The following is an 18,310-nucleotide window of genomic DNA, read 5'->3' on the forward strand; positions in this document are numbered from 1 at the left end:
GCGTGGCGTCGTCGGGCCTTGTGCTGCTCGTGCGCGGCGGGACCGCGCGGGTGGTGCGGGGACCGTCAGGTCACTCGTTGACGGCGATGCCCTGCTGCTTGAGCTCGGAGACCGTGGCCTCGCGGGCGCCGGTGAGCGCGGTCGCGACGGTCGCGCCGCCCTCCTTGGCGTAGGCCTGCTTCATGCCCGTACCGAGCGTGCCCACGAGGGTCGAGACGCCGGGGCCCCAGGCCCAGTCCTCGTTGACCTGGCCGGACGCGGTCTTGAACACGTCGCTGATGACCTGGCCGCCGAAGTAGTCGTCGCCCGTGGCGAGGAGCTCGGACTCGAGGCCCGCGACCGAGGCCGGGTAGACGCCGCCGCCCTTGACGAGCTCGTCGACCGACGCGGGGTCGGTGCTGATCCAGTTGGCGACCGTCCAGGCCGCCTCGGGGTCGTCGCAGCCCTTGAGGACCGCGGAGAGGCTGCCGCCCACGTTGCCGGTCCTGGCGTCGCCCGCCTTCCACTGCGGGAGCTCGGCCACGGCCCAGTCGCCGGACGAGGCCGCGGCGGAGTCCTTGAGGATGCCCGCGAACCAGGCGGCGCCCACGATCGTGGCGATCGAGCCGTCGCCGAGGCCTGCGGCCCAGTCGTCGCTCCAGATGCCCGCGCCGATCACGTCGGCGTCGATGAGGCCCTGCCAGTAGTCGGCGACCTCGAGGTTGGCCGGGGAGTCGGGCGTGATGGACCAGGCGCCGTCCTTGATCTCGTACCAGGGTGCACCGGCCTGCCAGGCGAAGCCCGAGTAGTCGTAGTCCTCGTACGTGCCGGTCAGCTTGATGCCCGCGGCCTTGAGCTTCTCGCCCGCGGCCTGGTACTCGGCCCACGTGGTGGGGACGGCGACGCCGTTCGCCTCGAACACGGTCTTGTTGTAGAAGAGCACCATGGGGCCCTGGTCCTGCGGGGCGCCGTAGGTCTTGCCGCCCACGTTGACGCCGGCCCAGCCCGCGGGGGCGTAGAGGTCCTTGTCCTTCCCGGCGGACTCGGTGACGTCCACGACGTTGCCCTCGGCGACGAAGCTGGGGAGCGTCTCGAAGCCGACCTGGGCGATGCACGGGGCGTTGCCCGCGGTGATCGAGTTGCGGATCTTGTCGTAGCCGCCCTTGTTGCCGGGCTCGATCTGCGTGTACTTGATCTTGATGTCGTCGTGCGTGTCGTTGAAGATCTTCGCCGACTCGTCGTAGCCCGCGGCCCACGTCCAGACCTCGATCTCCTTGACCTTGCCGTCGCCGCCTGCCGAGCCACCGGACGTCGTGTCCGACGAGCAGGCGGTCAGGCCGCCCGCAGCGAGGGTGAGGATCGACGCGACCCCGACTGCCTTGACGATCGATGACTTCATGACTCTCCTTCTGACCACACTGTGCTGAGGATGGAGCGGCGACGGCGCCGCGGTCTGCGTGGAGCACACTCTGGCACACGTTGATATGGATCACAACCCACTCACCAAGGCGTGCCGCGACTTGCGCAAACCCGTCACTTTCGGCTGCATGTTCTGGCTGTTATGGTCAACACTGATAACAGAAGGGTGACGACGACGTGGGCCTGGCAGGCTCCCGCTGTTGGCGTCCACTACGCTGCGGTGCACACCCGCGGCCCCGCACACCGAGGTGCCCGACGCTCCACGCCGGGCCCTCACCGCCCGAAGGAGAGCACGTGGAACGACCGTCACCGCCCGCACGGACGGAGCCGGCGCAGGGGAAGACCACGGCCGTTCCCGCCCGGGGCCGCGGCCCCGCGATGGCCGACGTCGCCCGCGTCGCCGGCGTCTCCGCCCAGACCGTCTCCCGCGTCCTGTCGGGGCACCCCAACGTCAACGAGACCACCCGCAACCGGGTGCGTGCCGCCGTCGAGCAGACCGGGTACCGCCGCAACAGCCTCGCCCGCGCGCTCGTGACCGGGCGCAGCAAGACCATCGGCGTCATCACGCACGAGACCGACTTCTACTCGGGCAGCGCCATGATGCTCGGCATGCAGCGCGCGGCCCGCGACGGCGGCTACTTCGTGAGCACCGCGAGCACCGCCTCGCTCTCCCCCGCCTCGATCGCCCAGGCCGTCGACCGCCTCCTCGACCAGGGCGTCGACGGGCTCGTCATCGCGGTCCCCGTGCGCGACGACGAGTCGCTCGGCGACCTCATCCACGGCACCCCGACCGTCGTCGTGGACGGCATGCAGTCGTCGGCGACCGAGGTCGTCGCGGTCGACCAGGTCGCCGCGGGACGCGTCGCGACCGAGCACCTCCTGGAGCTGGGCCACGAGACCGTGTGGCACCTCGCCGGCCCCGCCTCGTGGAACGACGCCAACGGCCGTACCGCCGGGTGGCAGGCCGCCCTGCACGACGCAGGACGCACCGAGCCGCCCGTGCTCTACGGCGACTGGAGCCCCGAGTCCGGCTACCGCAACGGCCTGGTCCTGGGTCGCCTGCCCGAGGTCACCGCGGTGTTCGTCGCGAGCGACGAGATGGCGTTCGGGCTGATCCGGGGACTCACCGAGAGGGGGCGGCGCGTCCCCGAGGACGTCTCGGTCGTGGGCATGGACGACATCGCGCTCGCGGAGTACTGCTCACCACCGCTCACCACGGTCCGCCAGCCGTTCCACCTGACCGGCCGCCTCGCGGTCGAGCACGTGATCGCGCTCATCGCGGACCCGACGACCGTGCACGAGCCCGAGGTCGTGCTGCCAGAGCTCGCGGTGCGCCTCAGCACGGCGCCGCCGCGCTGAGCGCGGCATGCCACGACCCCGGACGCGCCGGAGGCGGCCCGTCGCGTGAGCGCCCCCCTGCAGGGCTCACGCCACGGGCCGCCTCCGACCCTCACGCCCGTCACGACCCCCATCGACGACCGAGCGTTCACCTGAGCAGAGGAGGGTGGCGCTCGTTTGATACAGACCGTCGACGTGACCCCCGTCACATTCTGACATCGGGTGCCACCCACCGCAGCGGGACGGCCCGCCCGGAGCGCCGCAGCACCCCGTACGGGCCGTCCCCGGTCGGTCCTCAGCCCAGGAGCGCCTGCCCCAGGAACTCGCCCTCGGCACAGCCAGGCGGCACCGCGAACACCGCCGACCCGATCGGCGTCGTCCACTCGTTGAGCAGGTCCACCTCGTCGAGCCGTCGCTGGACCGGTACGAACTGCCGGTCGACGTCGGCCTGGAACGTCACGAACACCAGGCCCGAGCTGCTGAGCACGGACGGGTCGGCAGCGACGTCGGGAGCGACGTCGTAGCTGTACGCGCGGCGGAGGAACCGCTCGGCCTGGTCGTCGGTCCGGGCCCGCCGGACGTGCGCAGCCGGCCCGATCACGGTCAGCCCGTGCGGCCCGACCGCGTCGAGGTCCGGCTCGTCGTGCTCCGTGTCGCCCGTGAGCGGCGCACCGTCCACGAGGCGGCGCCCCATGACGGCCTCGCGCGTGGAACGGTCGACCTCGTCCCACGTGTCGAGCTCCATGCGGATGCGCCGCACGACCATCGACGTGCCGCCCGCGAGCCACCCGTCCGTGCCGTCCGACCACACGAGCGGGGCGTCCGCGACGGGGTCCACGTTCCGCGTCCCGTCGACCTGCCCCATGAGGTTGCGCATGGTCCGCCCCGCAGGCTCGCTCCCGACCGACCGCCGGAAGCCCTTCTGCAGCCACCGCACGGACGCGAAGTCGCGCGCCTCGCGGAGCAGCATCCGGACCGCGTGCGAGACCGTCACCTCGTCGTCGGCGCAGACCTGGAGCACCAGGTCGCCGTCGTTCCAGCGGTCCTCGAGCCGGTCCACGCCGAACGGTGGCAGGGGCCGGAGCCACGACGGACGCCGGTCGTCGAGCCCCGCAGCGGTGAAGACCGCGGGCCCGTAGCCGACCGTGACGGTGAGGCGCGCGGGCACCTCGGCGAGCTCGGGCTCGGTGTCGGTCAGACCGGGACGTCCCTGCGTGAGGCGGGCGACGTCGTCGGTCCAGATCCGCATGAGCCGCACCAGCGCGTCCCGGTCCGCACCGGGCGCGAGGGTCAGCGCGACGAGCGTCAGGTACGCCTGGGGAGGCGTCTCGACGCCCGCCTGCCGCGGGCCGTGGAAGGGCACGCGCAGGTCGCCGTGGAGCGAGGTCTCCCCCGTGCCCGACGGCGCCGCTCCCGTCCCGGGGGACGTGGCCCTCCCGGCCCACGCACCTCCCGCACCGGCGACCGCGACCGCCCCGGCGGCGGCCCCGCCGACCAGGAACGCGCGGCGCGAGACCCTGGCCTGGGCGGTCGGGCCGACGTCAGCCATCGTGGCTCATGTCGTGGCCCTCGCCGTGACCGTCGTCGTAGCTCTCCTTGGCGCCCGCGAACGTGCGCGCGGGAGCCGTGACGACGAGCGTGGAGCCGTCGCTCAGCTCGAGCGTGACGTCGTACTCGGCCCCGGCCTGGACCGGCGCGGACAGCTCCATGAGCATGAGGTGGTCGCCGCCGGGCTCGAGCGCGTGCTCGCCGCCCGCAGGGATGGTCAGCCCGCCCTCCTTCTGGCGCATGACCATGGCGCCCGAGTCGTCGGTCGCCATCTCGTGAAGCTCGACGGGAGACAGGTCGGACGTGGCGCCGACGACCGTGACGTCCTGGTCGCCGTCGTTGTGCAGGACGGCGAACGCCGCGGTCATGCCGGACTCGGCCGCCTTGATCCAGGGGTCGGTCGCGGTCAGGTGGTCGGCCGCGGCGCTCGACGAGGCGCCGGAGGACGAGCCCGACGAGGCCGTGCCGGACGGGGTGCCGGACGGGGTGCCGGAGCAGCCCGCGACCGCGAGGAGGGCGAGCGTGACGGTCACGCCGAGCAGGGGCGCGCGGCGGGTGGTGCGTGCAGACATGGTGGGTCCTTCGGTTCGTGACCCGGCGTCGGGGCGCGCGAGGGCAGCCCGCGCCACGGTGCCCCTGGTCCAGGGCAGGACCAGGGGCACCGCGAGGTCGCGGGAACGCCCGGGCGACGACGTCGCCGGGAAGGAGGTGGGGAGGGGTCAGTCCTGCTGCTGCTGGCGGCGACGGACGATCAGCACGGCGACGACCACGGCAGCGGCCGCGAGCACCGCGAGCCCGACGAGCAGCGGCACGATCGAGCGCGCCTCGTCGTCGGTCGCGTCGGACGCTGCCGCCGTGGTCGCCTCGGTCGTGTCCTCGGTGGCCGACGGCGTCACGACGGCGGGCTCGTCGGTCGCCACGGGCGCGGCCGGCTCGGGAGCCGCCGCGACCGCGAACGAGAACGTGCCCTCGATGGGGTGGCCGTCCGAGGAGACGACGCGCCACGCGATCGTGTACGTGTCACCGGTCAGCTCGGCAGGCCACGGGAAGGTCGCGGACGTCCCCTCGATCGTGGGGCTGCCCTGCGCCACCACGGTCCCGGCCGCGTCGGTCACGACGACCTGCGGCTCGACCGCGAGCGGCTCGGTGCTGAACGTCATGGTCAGTGCGGCGGGCGCGGCGTCGAGCTGCGCGCCGTCTGCCGGGTCGGTGCTGACGATGCGGTCGTGCGCCTGGGCCGGGGCGGCGCCGCCGATGCCGAGCAGCAGGGTCGCTGCCAGCGTCGCGAGGGCCGCGAGGACCGCGACCAGGAGGCGGGCCGGGCCGGTGCGGGGCGCGGCGTGCGCGAGGGCGACCGCTCGCCCGCGACGGTCGGCGACCGTGGACAGGGTCGACGGGTGGGAGTGGTGGGACTGGTCGGTCTGGAAAGACATGGAAGACGCTCTCGATGAGGCGCGGCACGAGCTCGCGCAGGGGGTACCCGGGGGACGGCCGGCCTCGTCGATGGTCCGCGCGCGAGCGCGGACGGGGTCAGGAAGGAAGGGCGACGGGCCGGGCGAGCAGCGGTGGTCCGCGCGTCGTCGGGGTCCGCAGGTGGACCGTCGCCGTGCGGGACGGCGCTGCGGCCGGAGCGAGGGGCCGGTGCCCGACCGGCAGCGCGGGCAGGAGGTCCGCGAGCGCCCGCCGGGGTGCGAGCCACGTCAGCAGGAGGCCGAGCGCACGCTCGCCGTGCGCGACGACCAGGGCCACGACCAGGGTCGCGACCACGTGGGCCAGGACCATCCACGCTCCCGCGGGGGTCTCGTGCGGAAGGTGCGCGACGCCGTCGGGCACGGGGGTGCTCGCCGCGCAGGTCGCGAGCGTGCCCGCCACCGCATGGCCCGCGTGGCCCCCGCCGACCGGTGCGCACGACGCGGGTGCGGAGAAGCCCAGGCCGTAGTGCAGCGCGACCTGGCCCGTGCCGAGGATCGCGACCAGCCGACCGAACGTGAGGCGGAAGCGGGCCGCGAACGTCGCGCCGGCCATCGTGAACGAGGCCAGGGCGAGCAGGATCAGCGGGTGCGGGAGCGTGCCACCGCCGACGCGGTGCGCGAGCGCCGCGAGGGCCAGCACCAGGGTCGCGACGAGACCGGCGCGCGCGACGCGCAACGGACCGGCGACCTGGGTGAGCACGGGACCACCCTAGCGGGACATGACGCGGCGTCGGATCCGGCTTCCGGAGTGCCCACGGCGCGTCCCCGAGCACGAGGCTCGCCCGGTCGGGGAGAGGATAGAGCGCATGACCACACGCAACAGCATCGCCATCACGAACGGCTACGTCGTCCCCGTCGCCTCCGCACCCCTGGAGAACGCGACCGTCCTCGTCGAGGACGGCGTCATCACGGCCGTCGGCCAGGACGTCGTCGTGCCCGACGGCGTCCGCACGCTCGACGCCGGGGGCCGCTGGGTCCTGCCCGGCTTCGTCGAGTCGCACGGCCACATGGGCGTCATGGAGGAGGCCGAGGGCTGGGCCGGCAACGACACCAACGAGATGACCGACCCCAACGGCGCCGCCCTGCGCGCGCTCGACGCCATCAACATCGAGGACGAGGGCTTCCGCGACGCGCTCGTGGGCGGCGTGACCTCGGCCGTCATCAAGCCCGGCTCGGGCAACCCGATCGGCGGGCAGACCGTCGCGATCAAGACCTGGGGCGGCCGGACCGTCGACGAGCAGGTCATCCGCGAGGCCGTGTCCGTGAAGTCGGCGCTGGGCGAGAACCCCAAGCGCGTCTACGGCGACCAGAAGAAGCTCCCGTCCACGCGCCTGGGCGTCGCCAACGTGATCCGCAAGGCGTTCGTCGACGCGCAGAGCTACGTCGCCAAGCGCGACGCGGCCGAGGCCAAGGGCGAGCCGTTCGACCGCGACCTCGCCAAGGAGACCCTGGGGCGCGTGCTCGCGGGCGAGCTCTACTGGGACCAGCACACGCACCGCGCCGACGACATCGCGACCGCGCTGCGCCTCGCGGACGAGTTCGGCTACAAGCTCGTCATCAACCACGGGACCGACGGCGCCGCGGTCGCCGACGTCCTGGCCGAGCGCGACGTGCCGGTCATCTTCGGCCCCCTGATCACCTCGCGGTCCAAGATCGAGCTCCGCAACCGCGACATCGCCAACCTCGGGGCGCTCGCCCGCGCCGGGGTGCGCGTCGCGATCACGACCGACCACCCCGTGGTGCCCATCAACTTCCTGGTCCACCAGGCGTCGCTCGCCGTGAAGGAGGGTCTGGACCGCGACGTCGCGATCCAGGCGCTCACGACGAACCCGGCCGCGTTCCTGGGGCTCGACGACCGCATCGGGTCGCTGCGCCCGGGGCTCGACGGCGACGTCGTGATCTGGTCGGGCGACCCGCTCGACGTGACCTCGCGCGCCGAGAACGTGTTCGTGACCGGCACCGAGGTCTACACGTGGGACCGTGCGGCGGCCGGCGGGCGCGGCGCGGGCACCGTCGTGGAGCGCGGGGAGCGCTTCACGGACTGAGCCGACCACCGGACCGGACCCCGGGCCAGCCGGGCCAGCCGGACCGGACGTCGAGTGTGCGGTGCGGGCCGGCCCCCGCCAGCCGGCACCACCCTAACTGCACACTCGGCGCACGCCGCGCCGCGCGAGCCGCGCCGAGCCACACCGCGTCAGACCGCCGCCTGCCCGACGACGACGCGCGCCGCCGTCGGGCACGGGCTCCTCAGCGCGGTGCGCCCTGAGGCGGACCACCCGGGGCTGGGCCCGCGGCCCCGCTCCCCTGCGTGCCGACCCCGGCCGGCGGGTTCACCAGGACCCCCTCGGCCGTCTCCTGCTCGGCCGCGGTCCGCTGGTCCCACGTCGGCTTGCGCATGGCGTAGAAGATGAGCGGCGGTCCCCCGAGGACGATCACGACCGCGGCCACCACGAACGGGTAGGCGGCCGGCGGCACGCCCGTGAACCCCTCGGGCGGGACGAACGCGAGCGCGAAGGCCGCGGCGCACGCGACGAAACCGACCCCAGCGACGAGCCTCATCGCGGGGGTGCGGTAGGTCCGCACCACGTCGGGCTGGGAGCGCCGGAGCCTGATCGCCGCGGCGAACATCATCATGTACATGACCAGGTAGAGCGCGGCGGCCATGTCGATGAGCGCGATGAACGCCGTGTTGATGTTCGGGATGACGAGGAACAGCAGCGCCAGGACCGACACCACGATCCCCTGGACCCCGAGGATCCCCACCTGCACCCCCGCCGCGTTGCGCTTCTGGAGGGCCGGGGGCAGGAGGCCCGTCCGGGCCGCGGCCAGCAGGCCTCGCGACGGGCCGGCGATCCACGTGACGACGGACGCGAACGCTCCCAGCGCGATGAGCGCCGAGATCGCGGTGACCGCCCACGGCATGTCCCACTTGTCGAAGAACACCTGGAACGCGAGGTTGATGCCGTTGGTCAGCCCCAGGTCCTTCTTGGGCACCGCGACCGCCATCGCGATCGTGGGCAGGATGAAGACCACGAGGATGAGGAGCGTCGCGACGGCGATCGACTTGGGGAACCCCTTCCCCGGGTTCTTCATGTCGTTCGCGTGGACCGCGTTGACCTCCATCCCGGCGTACGCGAGGACGTTGGACACCACGAGGACGATCGACGCGATGCCCGTCCACGGCGGGACGACGGCGGACACCTCCAGGGGGGTCTGCGACTTCTCACCGGTCGCGAGCCAGACCGCACCGAGCACGATCAGCAGCACGGCGGGGAACAGCGTCCCCAGGATGCCGCTCCACGACCCCACCTTGGCGAAGAGGTTGCCGCCCTTGAGCGTGATGAGCGTCGAGCCCCAGTAGAGGACGAGGATCACGACCGCGGTGTACAGGCCGTTGCTCGCGAGCCCCTGGTTCCCGATCACGAACGACAGGCTCGCCGCGATGAAGGCGATCTGCGTCGGGTACCAGACGACGTTCTGGATCCACTGGAGCCAGATGGCCGTGAAGCCCATCCGGTTGCCGAACGCCTCGCGCACCCAGGTGAACACACCGCCCTTCCAGCCGGTCGCCAGCTCCGCGGCGACGAGGGCCGTCGGCACGAGGAACAGGATCGCCGGGACGACGAACAGGGTGATCGAGCCCAGGCCGTAGGCGCCCATGGCGGGCAGCGAGCGCAACGACGCCACGGTGACGACCGTGAGCATCGCGAGCTGGAAGACCGAGAGGAACGCGGTCGGCGTCGCTGCGGGGGCGCCGATGGCCGGCCCGGTGTGCTGCGGGTCCTTCCCGTACGGGTGGGGCGCGACGTGCTCGGCCGTCGGTGCGTGGGTTCCGTCGGCCCGGACGAAGGGGCCGCCGACCGGTTCCGTCGCTCGGGCGCTGCCGCCCGGCTGGTTCGTGTCCATGGTGTCCCCCTCAGTGGTGGAAGCCCGGGTGCTGTCCCTCGACGGGCATGGGTCCCGAGAGCGCCTCGAGGTAGTCGACCTCGGTGCGCAGGTCGTCGATCAGGCTGTGCGCGAGGTCCATGCTGAGCCCGTTGCGCACCACGATGCGCTGGACCGTCAGGGTCTCGAGGTCCGCGGGCATCGGGTACGCGGGGACCAGCCAGCCCTTGAGCCGCAGGCGGTCGGACAGGTGGTAGAGGTTCCAGTACCTGCCGTGCCCCTGCGCGATGCTCCACGCGAAGACGGGGATGTCGCTCCCGTCGTTCCACAGGTCGAACTGCGGCATCTTCGCGATCTCGCCCGAGAGGTAGAGTGCGACGTCCTGCGAGGCCTGCTGCACCTTGCGGTAGCCGTCGAACCCGAGTCGCAGGAACAGGTAGTACTGGAGCAGCACCTGTGCTCCCGGCCGCGAGAAGTTGAGGGCGAACGTGGGCATGTCGCCACCCAGGTAGCTGACGCGGAAGACCAGGTCCTCGGGCAGCGAGGCGACGTCCCGCCACACGACCCACCCGAGCCCGGGGTAGACGAGCCCGTACTTGTGCCCCGACGTGTTGATCGACACGACCCGCGGGACCCGGAAGTCCCACTCGAGCTCGGGCTGGATGAACGGAGCGATCATGGCCCCCGAGGCCCCGTCCACGTGGATGGGGACGTCGAGCCCCGTCGAGGCCTGGATGCGGTCCAGGGCGGCGGCGATCTCCGTGACGGGCTCGTACATCCCGGTGTACGTGACCCCGAGGATCGCCACGACGCCGATCGTGTTCTCGTCCACGTACTTCTCGAGCTCGAACCCGTCGAGCACCTTGTGCTCGAGCGAGATGGGGACGTAGCGCGCCTCGACGTCCCAGTAGTTGCAGAACTTCTCCCAGCACACCTGCACCGCGCTCGACAGGACCAGGTTGGGCCGGTCCGTGGGCTTCCCGGCCGCGCGGCGCGCGTGCTGCCAGCGCCGCTTGAGCGCGAGCCCGCCGAGCATCGCGGCCTCCGAGGAGCCGATGGTCGACGTCCCGATCGTGTTCTCCGGGTCCGGGGCGTTCCACAGGGCGCCCAGCATCTTCCAGCAGCGCGTCTCGATCGCGGCCGTCGCCGGGTACTCGTCCTTGTCGATCATGTTCTTGTCGGCCGTCTCCTCGTACAGCCGCTGCGCGTACGGGTCCATCCACGTCCCGACGAACGTCGCAAGGTTCAGGCGGGCGTTGCCGTCGAGCATCGCCTCGTCGTGGACGATCTGGTACGCGGTCTCCGGGAGGGACTCCCCCGCAGGGAGCACGTTGCGGGGCAGCTCGGTCGCTTCTCCCGGACGGGCGAAGAGCGGGTTGAGCGCGACGACGTCACGCTCCTCGGACTCGGCGCCTCGGTTGGATCCAGACATGGTCTCTCCTCTTCTCGAACGTCCCTCGGGCCGGCCCACGTGGGCAGCACGCTGTCGAGCGGTCGCGTCGTGGCGAGGTGCGCGGCGGCGCCTCAGGCGGTCAGGTTCGTTCCCGTCGTCGGGCGACGGCTCGTCGGACCGCTGCTCCGGTCCGAGCGTGGTTGCGCGCGCCGGGCCCTGTCCGTAGCCGCCATCGAGCGACCTCCGAGCTGCTTGACCGGGTGCGCCACGGTGCGCAGATGGCTCCGCCAGGCTGTGGCGGGCGAGGCCTGCCGAGTGCACAGGCTGTCGTCGAGCGGTTCACATCGAGCATGGCAGAGACGGCACGGCCCGTCGCGGGGAGGCCTTGTCGCACCTAGGCGACACGTGTTGCCAAACTTATGGCACGGGCGTACCGTCAAAGTGTCAGCACGTTCCGTCGCCCGACGAACGGCCGCACACCCGCCGGCACCACCGCCCGGCACCAGCCACCAGGCCCGAAGGAGGCGACATGGACCCCCGCACCGAACGCACCACCGCAGCCCTGCGCACCGCAGTCCTCGAGCTCGCCGCCGAGCAGGACATCGACGAGCTCACGGTCTCGCAGGTCTCCGCCCACGCCGGGATCAACCGCGCCACGTTCTACGACTACGCGAGCAACCCCGCCGACCTCCTCACGACGATCCTGCGCACAGAGCTCGACGCGATCCGCAGCGACTTCCTCGCGGCCGCCCACGGCCTGTCCGCCGACCCCGCGACCGGCCCCGACGCGCGCCCGCGCACCGACCCCCGGCAGCTCGTCGACACCATCACGCAGGCGATCGTCAGCCACGTCGACGCGCACACCTCGATCTACGAGCGCGCCCTCGAAGGAGGCCTGAGCGCCCCGCTGTTCCGCCTGCTCGCGGAGCACTTCTCCGAGACGCTGCGCACGTTCCTCCTGGACCAGCCGCACCTCATGCCCGTGCCGTGCGACGCCGAGCAGACCGAGGTCGAGCAGGCCGCGCGCGCGTACGCCTGCTACGTCGCGCTCGGCTCCGTCGGGGCCCTCGAGGCGTGGCTCGCGACCCCGTCCCCCCGTGACCCGGACTTCTTCCCCCGGATCACCCGCACCTCGCTCGCCCCCTGGTGGACCGCGCCGAACTGACCCGACGCGACCACCCGCCCCGGCGAGCCGCACCACACGCCGCACGCTCCGCCGTCGGGCACCCCACGAGGGTGTCCCGACCCCGGGCACACCGAAAGGAGGCCCCACCATGGGCCGTGTCTACAACAAGGTCGCCATCGTCACCGGAGGAACCGGAGGCATGGGCGTGACCCACGCCAAGGCGCTCGTCGACGAGGGCGCGAAGGTCGTCGTCGCGGACCTCGACGACGCCAAGGGCGAGGCGCTCGTCGCCGAGCTCGGCGCGAACGCCGCCTACGTCCACCTCGACGTCACCAAGGAGGAGGACTGGGCTGCGGCCGTCGCGTTCACGCTCGAGAAGTTCGGCCGCATCGACGTCCTCGTGAACAACGCGGGCATCGCGAACGCCGCCGGCATCACCGAGTTCACGCCCGACATGTGGCGCACGATCATCGACATCAACCTCACGGGCACGTTCCTGGGGATCCACGCCGTCTCGCCCGTCATGGCCAGGGCCGGGCGCGGGTCGATCATCAACATCTCGTCGGTCGAGGGCATGCGCGGCAGCGCGGGCCTGCACGGCTACGTCGCGTCGAAGTTCGGCGTGCGCGGCCTCACGAAGTCGGTGGCCCTGGACCTCGGCCCGTCGGGCGTGCGCGTCAACTCCGTCCACCCGGGCTTCATCAAGACGCCCATGACGGAGAAGATCAGCTCGGACGACCTCCACATCCCCCTGGGCCGCGCGGCCGAGCCCGAGGAGGTCTCGCAGCTCGTGCTGTTCCTCGCGAGCGACGAGTCGAGCTACTCGACCGGGTCGGAGTTCATCGTCGACGGCGGCCTCATCGCGGGCGTGCCGCACAAGTAGGCCATCACGGCTCGGCCGGTCGCGGCGAGGCAGACCTGCGGGTCTATCTCGCCGCACGGCCCGTCGACGCGCAGGCGATGCACTGACGGGCCGTCGGGCGCGCGGCCAGACGCGCCTCCCCGACCGGGGCGCCGCACGTCTCGCACGTCCCGTACGTCCCGGCGTCGAGCCGGGCGAGCGCCGCCTCGGCCTCGGCGGACTGCTGCTCGGCGAGACGCTGCAGCGCCCCGACCTGCGCGCGCTCGAACGCGATCGTCGCGCCGTCAGGATCGTGCTCGTCGTCGGCGTTCGAGTCCCTGGACGCCTCGACGATCCCGGCCACCTCGCCGCGCAGCGCCTCGCGCCGCGCCCGGGCCTCGTCGCGAAGGGCGAGCAACCGCGCCCGCACGACGGCGTCGCGCGCCCCGCGCTCGCGAGGTGCGGCGGGCGCGCTGCTCGTCTCCCCGGGGGCGGGGGCGCCGGTGTCGGTCATCCTCAGGTCCAACGCGGGAGCCGTGCCCACGCTTCCCGTGACGGTCCTCGTGGCGGCCGACCGGGCGGCCGTCCACCGCGCGGCCTGTCGGTCCCCCGTGCGACGATCGGCGCGTGCCCGTCGTCGAGTCGTCCGTGATCGTCCTCGTGGACCCCGCGACCGCGAAGATGGTCGAGGGGCCGTGGTTCTTCGCGAGCATGGCGGGTGGCTGGCGGTTCGCGCCCGCACCCGGCCGTGACGTCGGACACCCCCACCAGGCCGCGACCAGGGCGGTGTGGCGCTACGGCTTCACGTGTCGCCCCGGGTGGCTCGCACCCGTGGCCGAGCGTGTCGGCTCGTGGCTCCTGGGCCACGACGCCCGCCGTCGGATCGACGGTTTCGCGCGTGGTTGTGCGGACGCCGTGGTCCTCGCGGCGGCCCGCGGGCAGTCGTCCTCGCCGTCCCCGGACCTCGGCCGCAGGCCTTCCGGACGGGCTGCACCCGCCGCCGGCGGCCCCCTGCCCGGCACCTGAATCCGCAGGTCACGGCCGAGGTCACGGTCCGGCAACGCGCATGACAGGACTCGGTCCGGGATGGAAGAGTGAAAGGCGGCTTCGCGCGAACCGCACAGTTTCCCCCCAGCGCCCCCGCATCTCGAAGAGGTAGACCCATGAGCACCGCGATCTTCTACGACCGCCACGGCGGGGTCGACGTCCTGCGCGTCGGCGACGAGCCCGTGCCGGCCCCCGGTGAGGGCGAGCTCGTCGTCGCGAACCGCGTGGTCGGGGTCAACCCGGCGGACGTCAAGAAGCTCGCCGGGGAGTTCGGCGGCAGCGACGAGCTCCCGCAGGTGCTCGGGTTCGAGGCGGCGGGCGTCGTCGAGTCGGTCGGCGAGGGCGTCGAGGGCTTCGCGGCGGGCGACGAGGTCGTGTGGAGCGGCACGGGCGCGCAGCGCGAGAGGTCGGTCGTCAAGGCGACGAAGGCGCGGGTCAAGCCCGCGAACGTGCCGTTCGAGCAGGCCGCGGTGCTGCCGGTCGCGGCGTCCGCCGCGTTCTCGGCGCTGATCCAGGCGGGCGTCGGGGACAAGGACGTCGTCCTGGTCCACGGCGCGTCAGGCGGGGTGGGCTCGGCCGCGGTGCAGATCGCGAAGGCGCTCGGCGCGCGCGTCGTCGGCACGGCGTCCGAGCGCAACCACGACTACGTGCAGGGCCTCGGCGCGACGCCCGTCGCGTACGGCACGGGCCTCGTGGACGCGGTCCGCGCGCTACCCGGTCTCGCGGACGTGACCGCGGTCGTCGACACGGTCGGCTCCCCGGAGACCGTCGCCCAGACGGTCGAGCTGCTGGGCGCCGACGGCCTGGAGCGTGACGGGAAGCCGCGCGCCGTGACCCTGGTCGAGTCGCAGGAGTCGCTCGCCGCGGGCATCACGTCCAAGGTGTCGCAGAAGGGTGCGCTCGCGGAGGTCCTCGCCCTCGCGGAGGCCGGGCTGCTCTCGTCGGAGATCTCGGCGCGCTTCCCGCTGGCCGAGGCGGCGCGGGCCGTCGAGCAGGTCGCGGGTGGCCACGTGCGCGGCAAGGTCGTCCTCGAGGTCTGACGGCGTCTCCCGGGGGCGCCCGGGACGGGCGTGGGCGGGGCGTGGTTCGCTGGGTGTCATGCCGCCCCGCCCCGCAGTGCCCGACGACGCCGCTCACCTCGTCGAGGTGCGTCGCCTCGCGCTCGCGTTCCCCGGCGCCGAGGAGCGCGTGTCGCACGGGCGCGTGACGTTCCGCGCTCGGTTGATCTTCGCGGTCTTCAGCGGCATGACGAAGGCCACTCCCTCGGCGCCGGTCCGGCAGTACCCGCGCTCGGTGCTCGTGAAGGTCGACCCCGCGGAGCACGCGGCCCTGTCGCAGGACCCTCGGTTCTACGTACCCGCGTACTACGGGCCGGCGGGCTGGCTCGGCCTCGACCTCGACGCCGCCCCGGTCGACTGGCAGGAGGTCGCGGAGCTGCTCGACATGTCGTACCGCGAGGTCGCGGGTCCTCGGCTCGTGGCCAGGCTCGACGCCGAGGGGTCACCAGCCGGGCGGTAGCCCCACGAGCCGGGACGCCCCCGGCGGCCGCGGCGGCTGCGGGAGCTGCGGCGGTGCCGGTGACCGGCACCCCCGTACCGTCCCCGCCGGCACCACGGCAGGACGCGGGCGTGCGCCCTCCGGCGTAGCGTGGCCGCATGGTCGGCGACGCGAGGTCCGCGGGGACCCCGGAGGCTCCGTGGGGTCCGCCGTGGCACCGCGCACGGCCGCACGGCCCCTGGTCGTGGTCCGGCGGCGAGGGTGACCGTGACGGCGCCAGCCAGACCGACGACCCGTCCGACCTCTCCGGCCCGTTCGACCACCGCCGACCACGCCTGTTCCTCGCGATCGTCACGGCCCTGGTCGCGGTGGTGGGCACGCTGGGCGCGGCGCACGGCCAGCCCGACGCACGGCCCCTGGACCCTCTCGCCCTCGCGCTGCTCCTGGTCCCGCCCGCGGTCCTCGCGACGATCCCGCGCCGCCACCTCCTGGCGGTCTCGCTGAGCCTCGCGGCGACGGGGGTCTACCTGCTGCTCGGCTACCCCTGGGGGCCGGTCTTCGTCCCGACGGTCGCCGTCCTCGCGGGCGTGATGCTCGCCGGTCCTGCGGCGCACGGCCGGGCCGTCGCCTGGTCCGGTGTCGTGGCGCTCGCGGCGATCACGACGGCCGCGGCGACGCTCCGGGGCGGGCCGCCCTCGGTCGCTCTGCTCGGGGGGCTGGCCTGGACGGTCGTCGCTCTCGTCGCGGCGGGCGGCGTGCGGGGCCGGGTCGCACGCATGGCGGCCCTGCGCGCGGCCCGCCACGAGCACGAGGTGAATGCCGTGACGGCCGAACGCCTGCGCATCGCCCGCGAGCTGCACGACGTCCTCGCGCACTCGCTGTCCGCGATCACCGTGCAGGCGGGCGTCGGGCTGCACCTGCTGGACCGCGACCCCGAGCAGGCGCGCGCGGCCCTCACGGCGATCCGGGCCACGAGCCGCGAGTCGCTCGACGAGGTCCGCGCGGTGCTCGGCATCGTCCGTGCTGAGGGCGGCGAGGCGCCCCGCTCGCCCTCGTGGGACCTCGGGTCGCTCCCCCGGCTGGTCGGGCAGGTGCCGGGCGTCACGGTCGACCTCACGGTCGAGGACTGCGCGCACGACGCCTCGCCACACCTCGCAGGGATCGTCTTCCGCGTGGTCCAGGAGTCGCTCACGAACGTGCAGCGGCACGCGACCGGCGCGACGCGCGCGGTCGTCGAGGTCCGGGTCACCGGCACTGCCCTGCCCCGCACCCTGGTCGTCACGGTGTCCGACGACGGAGCACCCGTCCCGGGCCGGGCCGCGGACGCCACGTGGCCGCGTACGGACCAGGACAGGGTTCCCGAGGGGTACGGCCTGCGGGGCATGCGCGAGCGCGTGACCGACGCGGGCGGGACGCTCACGGCCGGCCCCCTGCCCCAGGGCGGGTTCGTCGTGGAGGCGAGGATCCCGTGGGAGGCGCGCGGCGCCGTCGGGCAGGAGGCCTCCGACGCACCCACGCCGGCGGACGGACCGCCCGACGACGCGACGACCCGCCCACCTTCGACGACCGACGCCCCACCGACCCCGCACCAGGAGCGCCCATGATCCGCGTCGTGCTGGCCGACGACCAGAGCCTCGTGCGCGGCGGCTTCCGCGCCCTGATCGACTCCGAGCCGGACCTCGAGGTCGTCGGCGAGGCCGCGACGGGCGACGACGCCGTGCGGCTCGCGCTCGACCTGCTGCCCGACGTCGTGCTCATGGACGTCCGCATGCCCGGCCTCGACGGGCTCGAGGCGACCCGGCTCATCGTGGCGGACCCGGCGGCGTCGGGCGTGCACGTCGTGATGGTGACGACGTTCGAGCTCGACGAGTACGTGACCGAGGCGATCCGCGGCGGCGCGAGCGGGTTCCTCGTCAAGGACACCGAGCCCGAGGACCTGGTGCGCGCGGTGCGCGTCGCGGCGGGCGGCGACGCCCTGCTCTCCCCGACCGTGACGCGGCGGCTGCTCGCGCGCGTGGCCGACGCGACGCGCGACGTCGACCCCGTGCCCGGGCTCGCCGACCTCACGCCGCGCGAGCACGAGGTGCTCGTCGAGGTCGCGGGCGGGCTGTCCAACGAGGAGATCGCGCGGGCGCTGTACCTGTCGGAGTCGACGGTCAAGACGCACGTCTCGCGTGTCATGACCAAGCTGCGGGCACGCGACCGGGCCCAGCTCGTGGTCACGGCCTACGAGGCGGGCGTCGTGCGCCCCGGCTGGGGACGAGGGCACTGAGCAGCACGTCCCCGCCGCCCGGGCGGTACCAGCGGGGTAGTCGGTAGACATCCCCGGGCCGACGACGCGGCACGGCCCGGCGCGGAAGCCTGGGGACGAGGCCGCACCCGCGGCCGGACGCGGCGACCGCCCGTCACCAGCCCGCCCAGGAGGCCCCCATGCTCACCACCCTCACGACCGCCACGACCGACGTCCTCGCCCACGGCGGCGCGGGCTGGGGCCCCGGACCGTGGTGGTTCGTCTTCCCGCTGCTGTGGTTCGCGCTGTTCGCCACGGTGGTCTTCCTGTTCGCACGCCGCGCGCGACGCGGCGGACCGTGGGGCCACCCCGGCGGACCGGGTGCGTGGCGCGGCGGCACCGACCCCGTCTCGATCCTCGGCGAGCGCTACGCGCGCGGTGAGATCGACGAGACCGAGTACCGCCAGCGCCTCGAGGTCCTCACGCCCCGGGACCGCTGACCTCTCCCGGGAAACGCTGAGTGCGGAGTAGTTGT

General features: G+C 73.5%; 18 protein-coding genes. 10 read left to right on the forward strand and 8 right to left on the reverse strand.

Annotated elements, in window-relative coordinates:
* Nucleotides 1–70 precede the first annotated feature (70 nt).
* Entirely contained in the window at nt 71–1,378 is a 1,308-nt protein-coding gene (locus H9652_RS09810) for an ABC transporter substrate-binding protein (protein WP_191796071.1), read from the reverse strand.
* Between the two features lie 314 nt (nt 1,379–1,692).
* On the opposite strand from H9652_RS09810, the gene H9652_RS09815 reads away from it, so the two are divergent.
* Complete coding sequence (locus tag H9652_RS09815; RefSeq protein ID WP_318244081.1) at nt 1,693–2,757, forward strand: LacI family DNA-binding transcriptional regulator; 1,065 nt, start codon at nt 1,693–1,695, stop codon at nt 2,755–2,757.
* 274 nt (nt 2,758–3,031) lie between these two features.
* Here H9652_RS09815 and H9652_RS09820 read toward each other — a convergent pair whose 3' ends face one another.
* From H9652_RS09820 to H9652_RS09835, 4 genes are all read right to left on the reverse strand, one after another.
* Nucleotides 3,032–4,285, reverse strand: a complete 1,254-nt coding sequence (locus tag H9652_RS09820) for a Dyp-type peroxidase (RefSeq protein ID WP_191796072.1) — start codon at nt 4,283–4,285, stop codon at nt 3,032–3,034.
* The gene (locus H9652_RS09825; protein WP_191796073.1) at nt 4,278–4,856 is read right to left on the reverse strand and encodes a copper chaperone PCu(A)C; all 579 of its coding nucleotides are present in this window, start codon (nt 4,854–4,856) and stop codon (nt 4,278–4,280) included. The genes H9652_RS09820 and H9652_RS09825 overlap by 8 nt, the downstream gene beginning before the upstream one ends.
* A 147-nt stretch (nt 4,857–5,003) precedes the next feature.
* A complete protein-coding gene (locus tag H9652_RS09830; protein WP_191796074.1) occupies nt 5,004–5,717 on the reverse strand; it encodes a copper resistance CopC family protein in 714 nt (237 codons plus the stop codon).
* 97 nt (nt 5,718–5,814) lie between these two features.
* Nucleotides 5,815–6,456: a hypothetical protein gene (locus H9652_RS09835; protein ID WP_191796075.1), complete on the reverse strand. Its 642-nt coding sequence runs from the start codon at nt 6,454–6,456 to the stop codon at nt 5,815–5,817.
* Nucleotides 6,457–6,562: 106 nt separating this feature from the next.
* Between H9652_RS09835 and H9652_RS09840 the strand changes: the two genes are divergently transcribed.
* Entirely contained in the window at nt 6,563–7,801 is a 1,239-nt protein-coding gene (locus tag H9652_RS09840; RefSeq protein ID WP_191796076.1) for an amidohydrolase, read from the forward strand.
* Between the two features lie 202 nt (nt 7,802–8,003).
* Here the strand turns inward: H9652_RS09840 and H9652_RS09845 are convergent, their stop codons facing one another.
* Nucleotides 8,004–9,662 carry an APC family permease gene (locus tag H9652_RS09845; RefSeq protein ID WP_191796077.1) on the reverse strand — a complete coding sequence of 553 codons (1,659 nt, stop codon included), beginning with the start codon at nt 9,660–9,662 and terminating at the stop codon, nt 8,004–8,006.
* A 10-nt stretch (nt 9,663–9,672) separates the two neighbouring features.
* Entirely contained in the window at nt 9,673–11,073 is a 1,401-nt protein-coding gene (locus tag H9652_RS09850; RefSeq protein ID WP_191796078.1) for a glutamate decarboxylase, read from the reverse strand.
* 490 nt (nt 11,074–11,563) lie between these two features.
* Here H9652_RS09850 and H9652_RS09855 point away from each other — a divergent pair, with 490 nt between their 5' ends.
* Entirely contained in the window at nt 11,564–12,199 is a 636-nt protein-coding gene (locus tag H9652_RS09855; protein WP_191796079.1) for a TetR/AcrR family transcriptional regulator, read from the forward strand.
* Between the two features lie 109 nt (nt 12,200–12,308).
* Entirely contained in the window at nt 12,309–13,043 is a 735-nt protein-coding gene (locus tag H9652_RS09860; protein ID WP_191796080.1) for a glucose 1-dehydrogenase, read from the forward strand.
* 43 nt (nt 13,044–13,086) lie between these two features.
* Here the strand turns inward: H9652_RS09860 and H9652_RS09865 are convergent, their stop codons facing one another.
* Nucleotides 13,087–13,515 (reverse strand): TraR/DksA family transcriptional regulator, encoded by a 429-nt coding sequence (locus H9652_RS09865; RefSeq protein WP_191796081.1) that lies wholly within the window; start codon nt 13,513–13,515, stop codon nt 13,087–13,089.
* Between the two features lie 113 nt (nt 13,516–13,628).
* Here H9652_RS09865 and H9652_RS20280 point away from each other — a divergent pair, with 113 nt between their 5' ends.
* The 6 genes from H9652_RS20280 to H9652_RS09895 all read left to right on the forward strand — a co-directional run bounded on the left by H9652_RS20280 (nt 13,629) and on the right by H9652_RS09895 (nt 18,275).
* Nucleotides 13,629–14,027, forward strand: a complete 399-nt coding sequence (locus H9652_RS20280) for a hypothetical protein (RefSeq protein ID WP_318244082.1) — start codon at nt 13,629–13,631, stop codon at nt 14,025–14,027.
* Nucleotides 14,028–14,164: 137 nt separating this feature from the next.
* Nucleotides 14,165–15,088: a quinone oxidoreductase family protein gene (locus H9652_RS09875; RefSeq protein ID WP_191796082.1), complete on the forward strand. Its 924-nt coding sequence runs from the start codon at nt 14,165–14,167 to the stop codon at nt 15,086–15,088.
* Nucleotides 15,089–15,146: 58 nt separating this feature from the next.
* Nucleotides 15,147–15,566: an MmcQ/YjbR family DNA-binding protein gene (locus tag H9652_RS09880; protein WP_191796083.1), complete on the forward strand. Its 420-nt coding sequence runs from the start codon at nt 15,147–15,149 to the stop codon at nt 15,564–15,566.
* 137 nt (nt 15,567–15,703) lie between these two features.
* A complete protein-coding gene (locus H9652_RS09885; protein WP_191796084.1) occupies nt 15,704–17,149 on the forward strand; it encodes a sensor histidine kinase in 1,446 nt (481 codons plus the stop codon).
* Nucleotides 17,146–17,817: a response regulator gene (locus H9652_RS09890; protein ID WP_191796085.1), complete on the forward strand. Its 672-nt coding sequence runs from the start codon at nt 17,146–17,148 to the stop codon at nt 17,815–17,817. The genes H9652_RS09885 and H9652_RS09890 overlap by 4 nt, the downstream gene beginning before the upstream one ends.
* Nucleotides 17,818–17,975: 158 nt before the next feature.
* Entirely contained in the window at nt 17,976–18,275 is a 300-nt protein-coding gene (locus H9652_RS09895) for an SHOCT domain-containing protein (protein WP_191796086.1), read from the forward strand.
* The last annotated feature ends 35 nt before the right edge of the window (nt 18,276–18,310 follow it).

Source organism: Oerskovia rustica (assembly GCF_014836555.1).
In the GTDB taxonomy this organism is placed as follows: domain Bacteria; phylum Actinomycetota; class Actinomycetes; order Actinomycetales; family Cellulomonadaceae; genus Oerskovia; species Oerskovia rustica.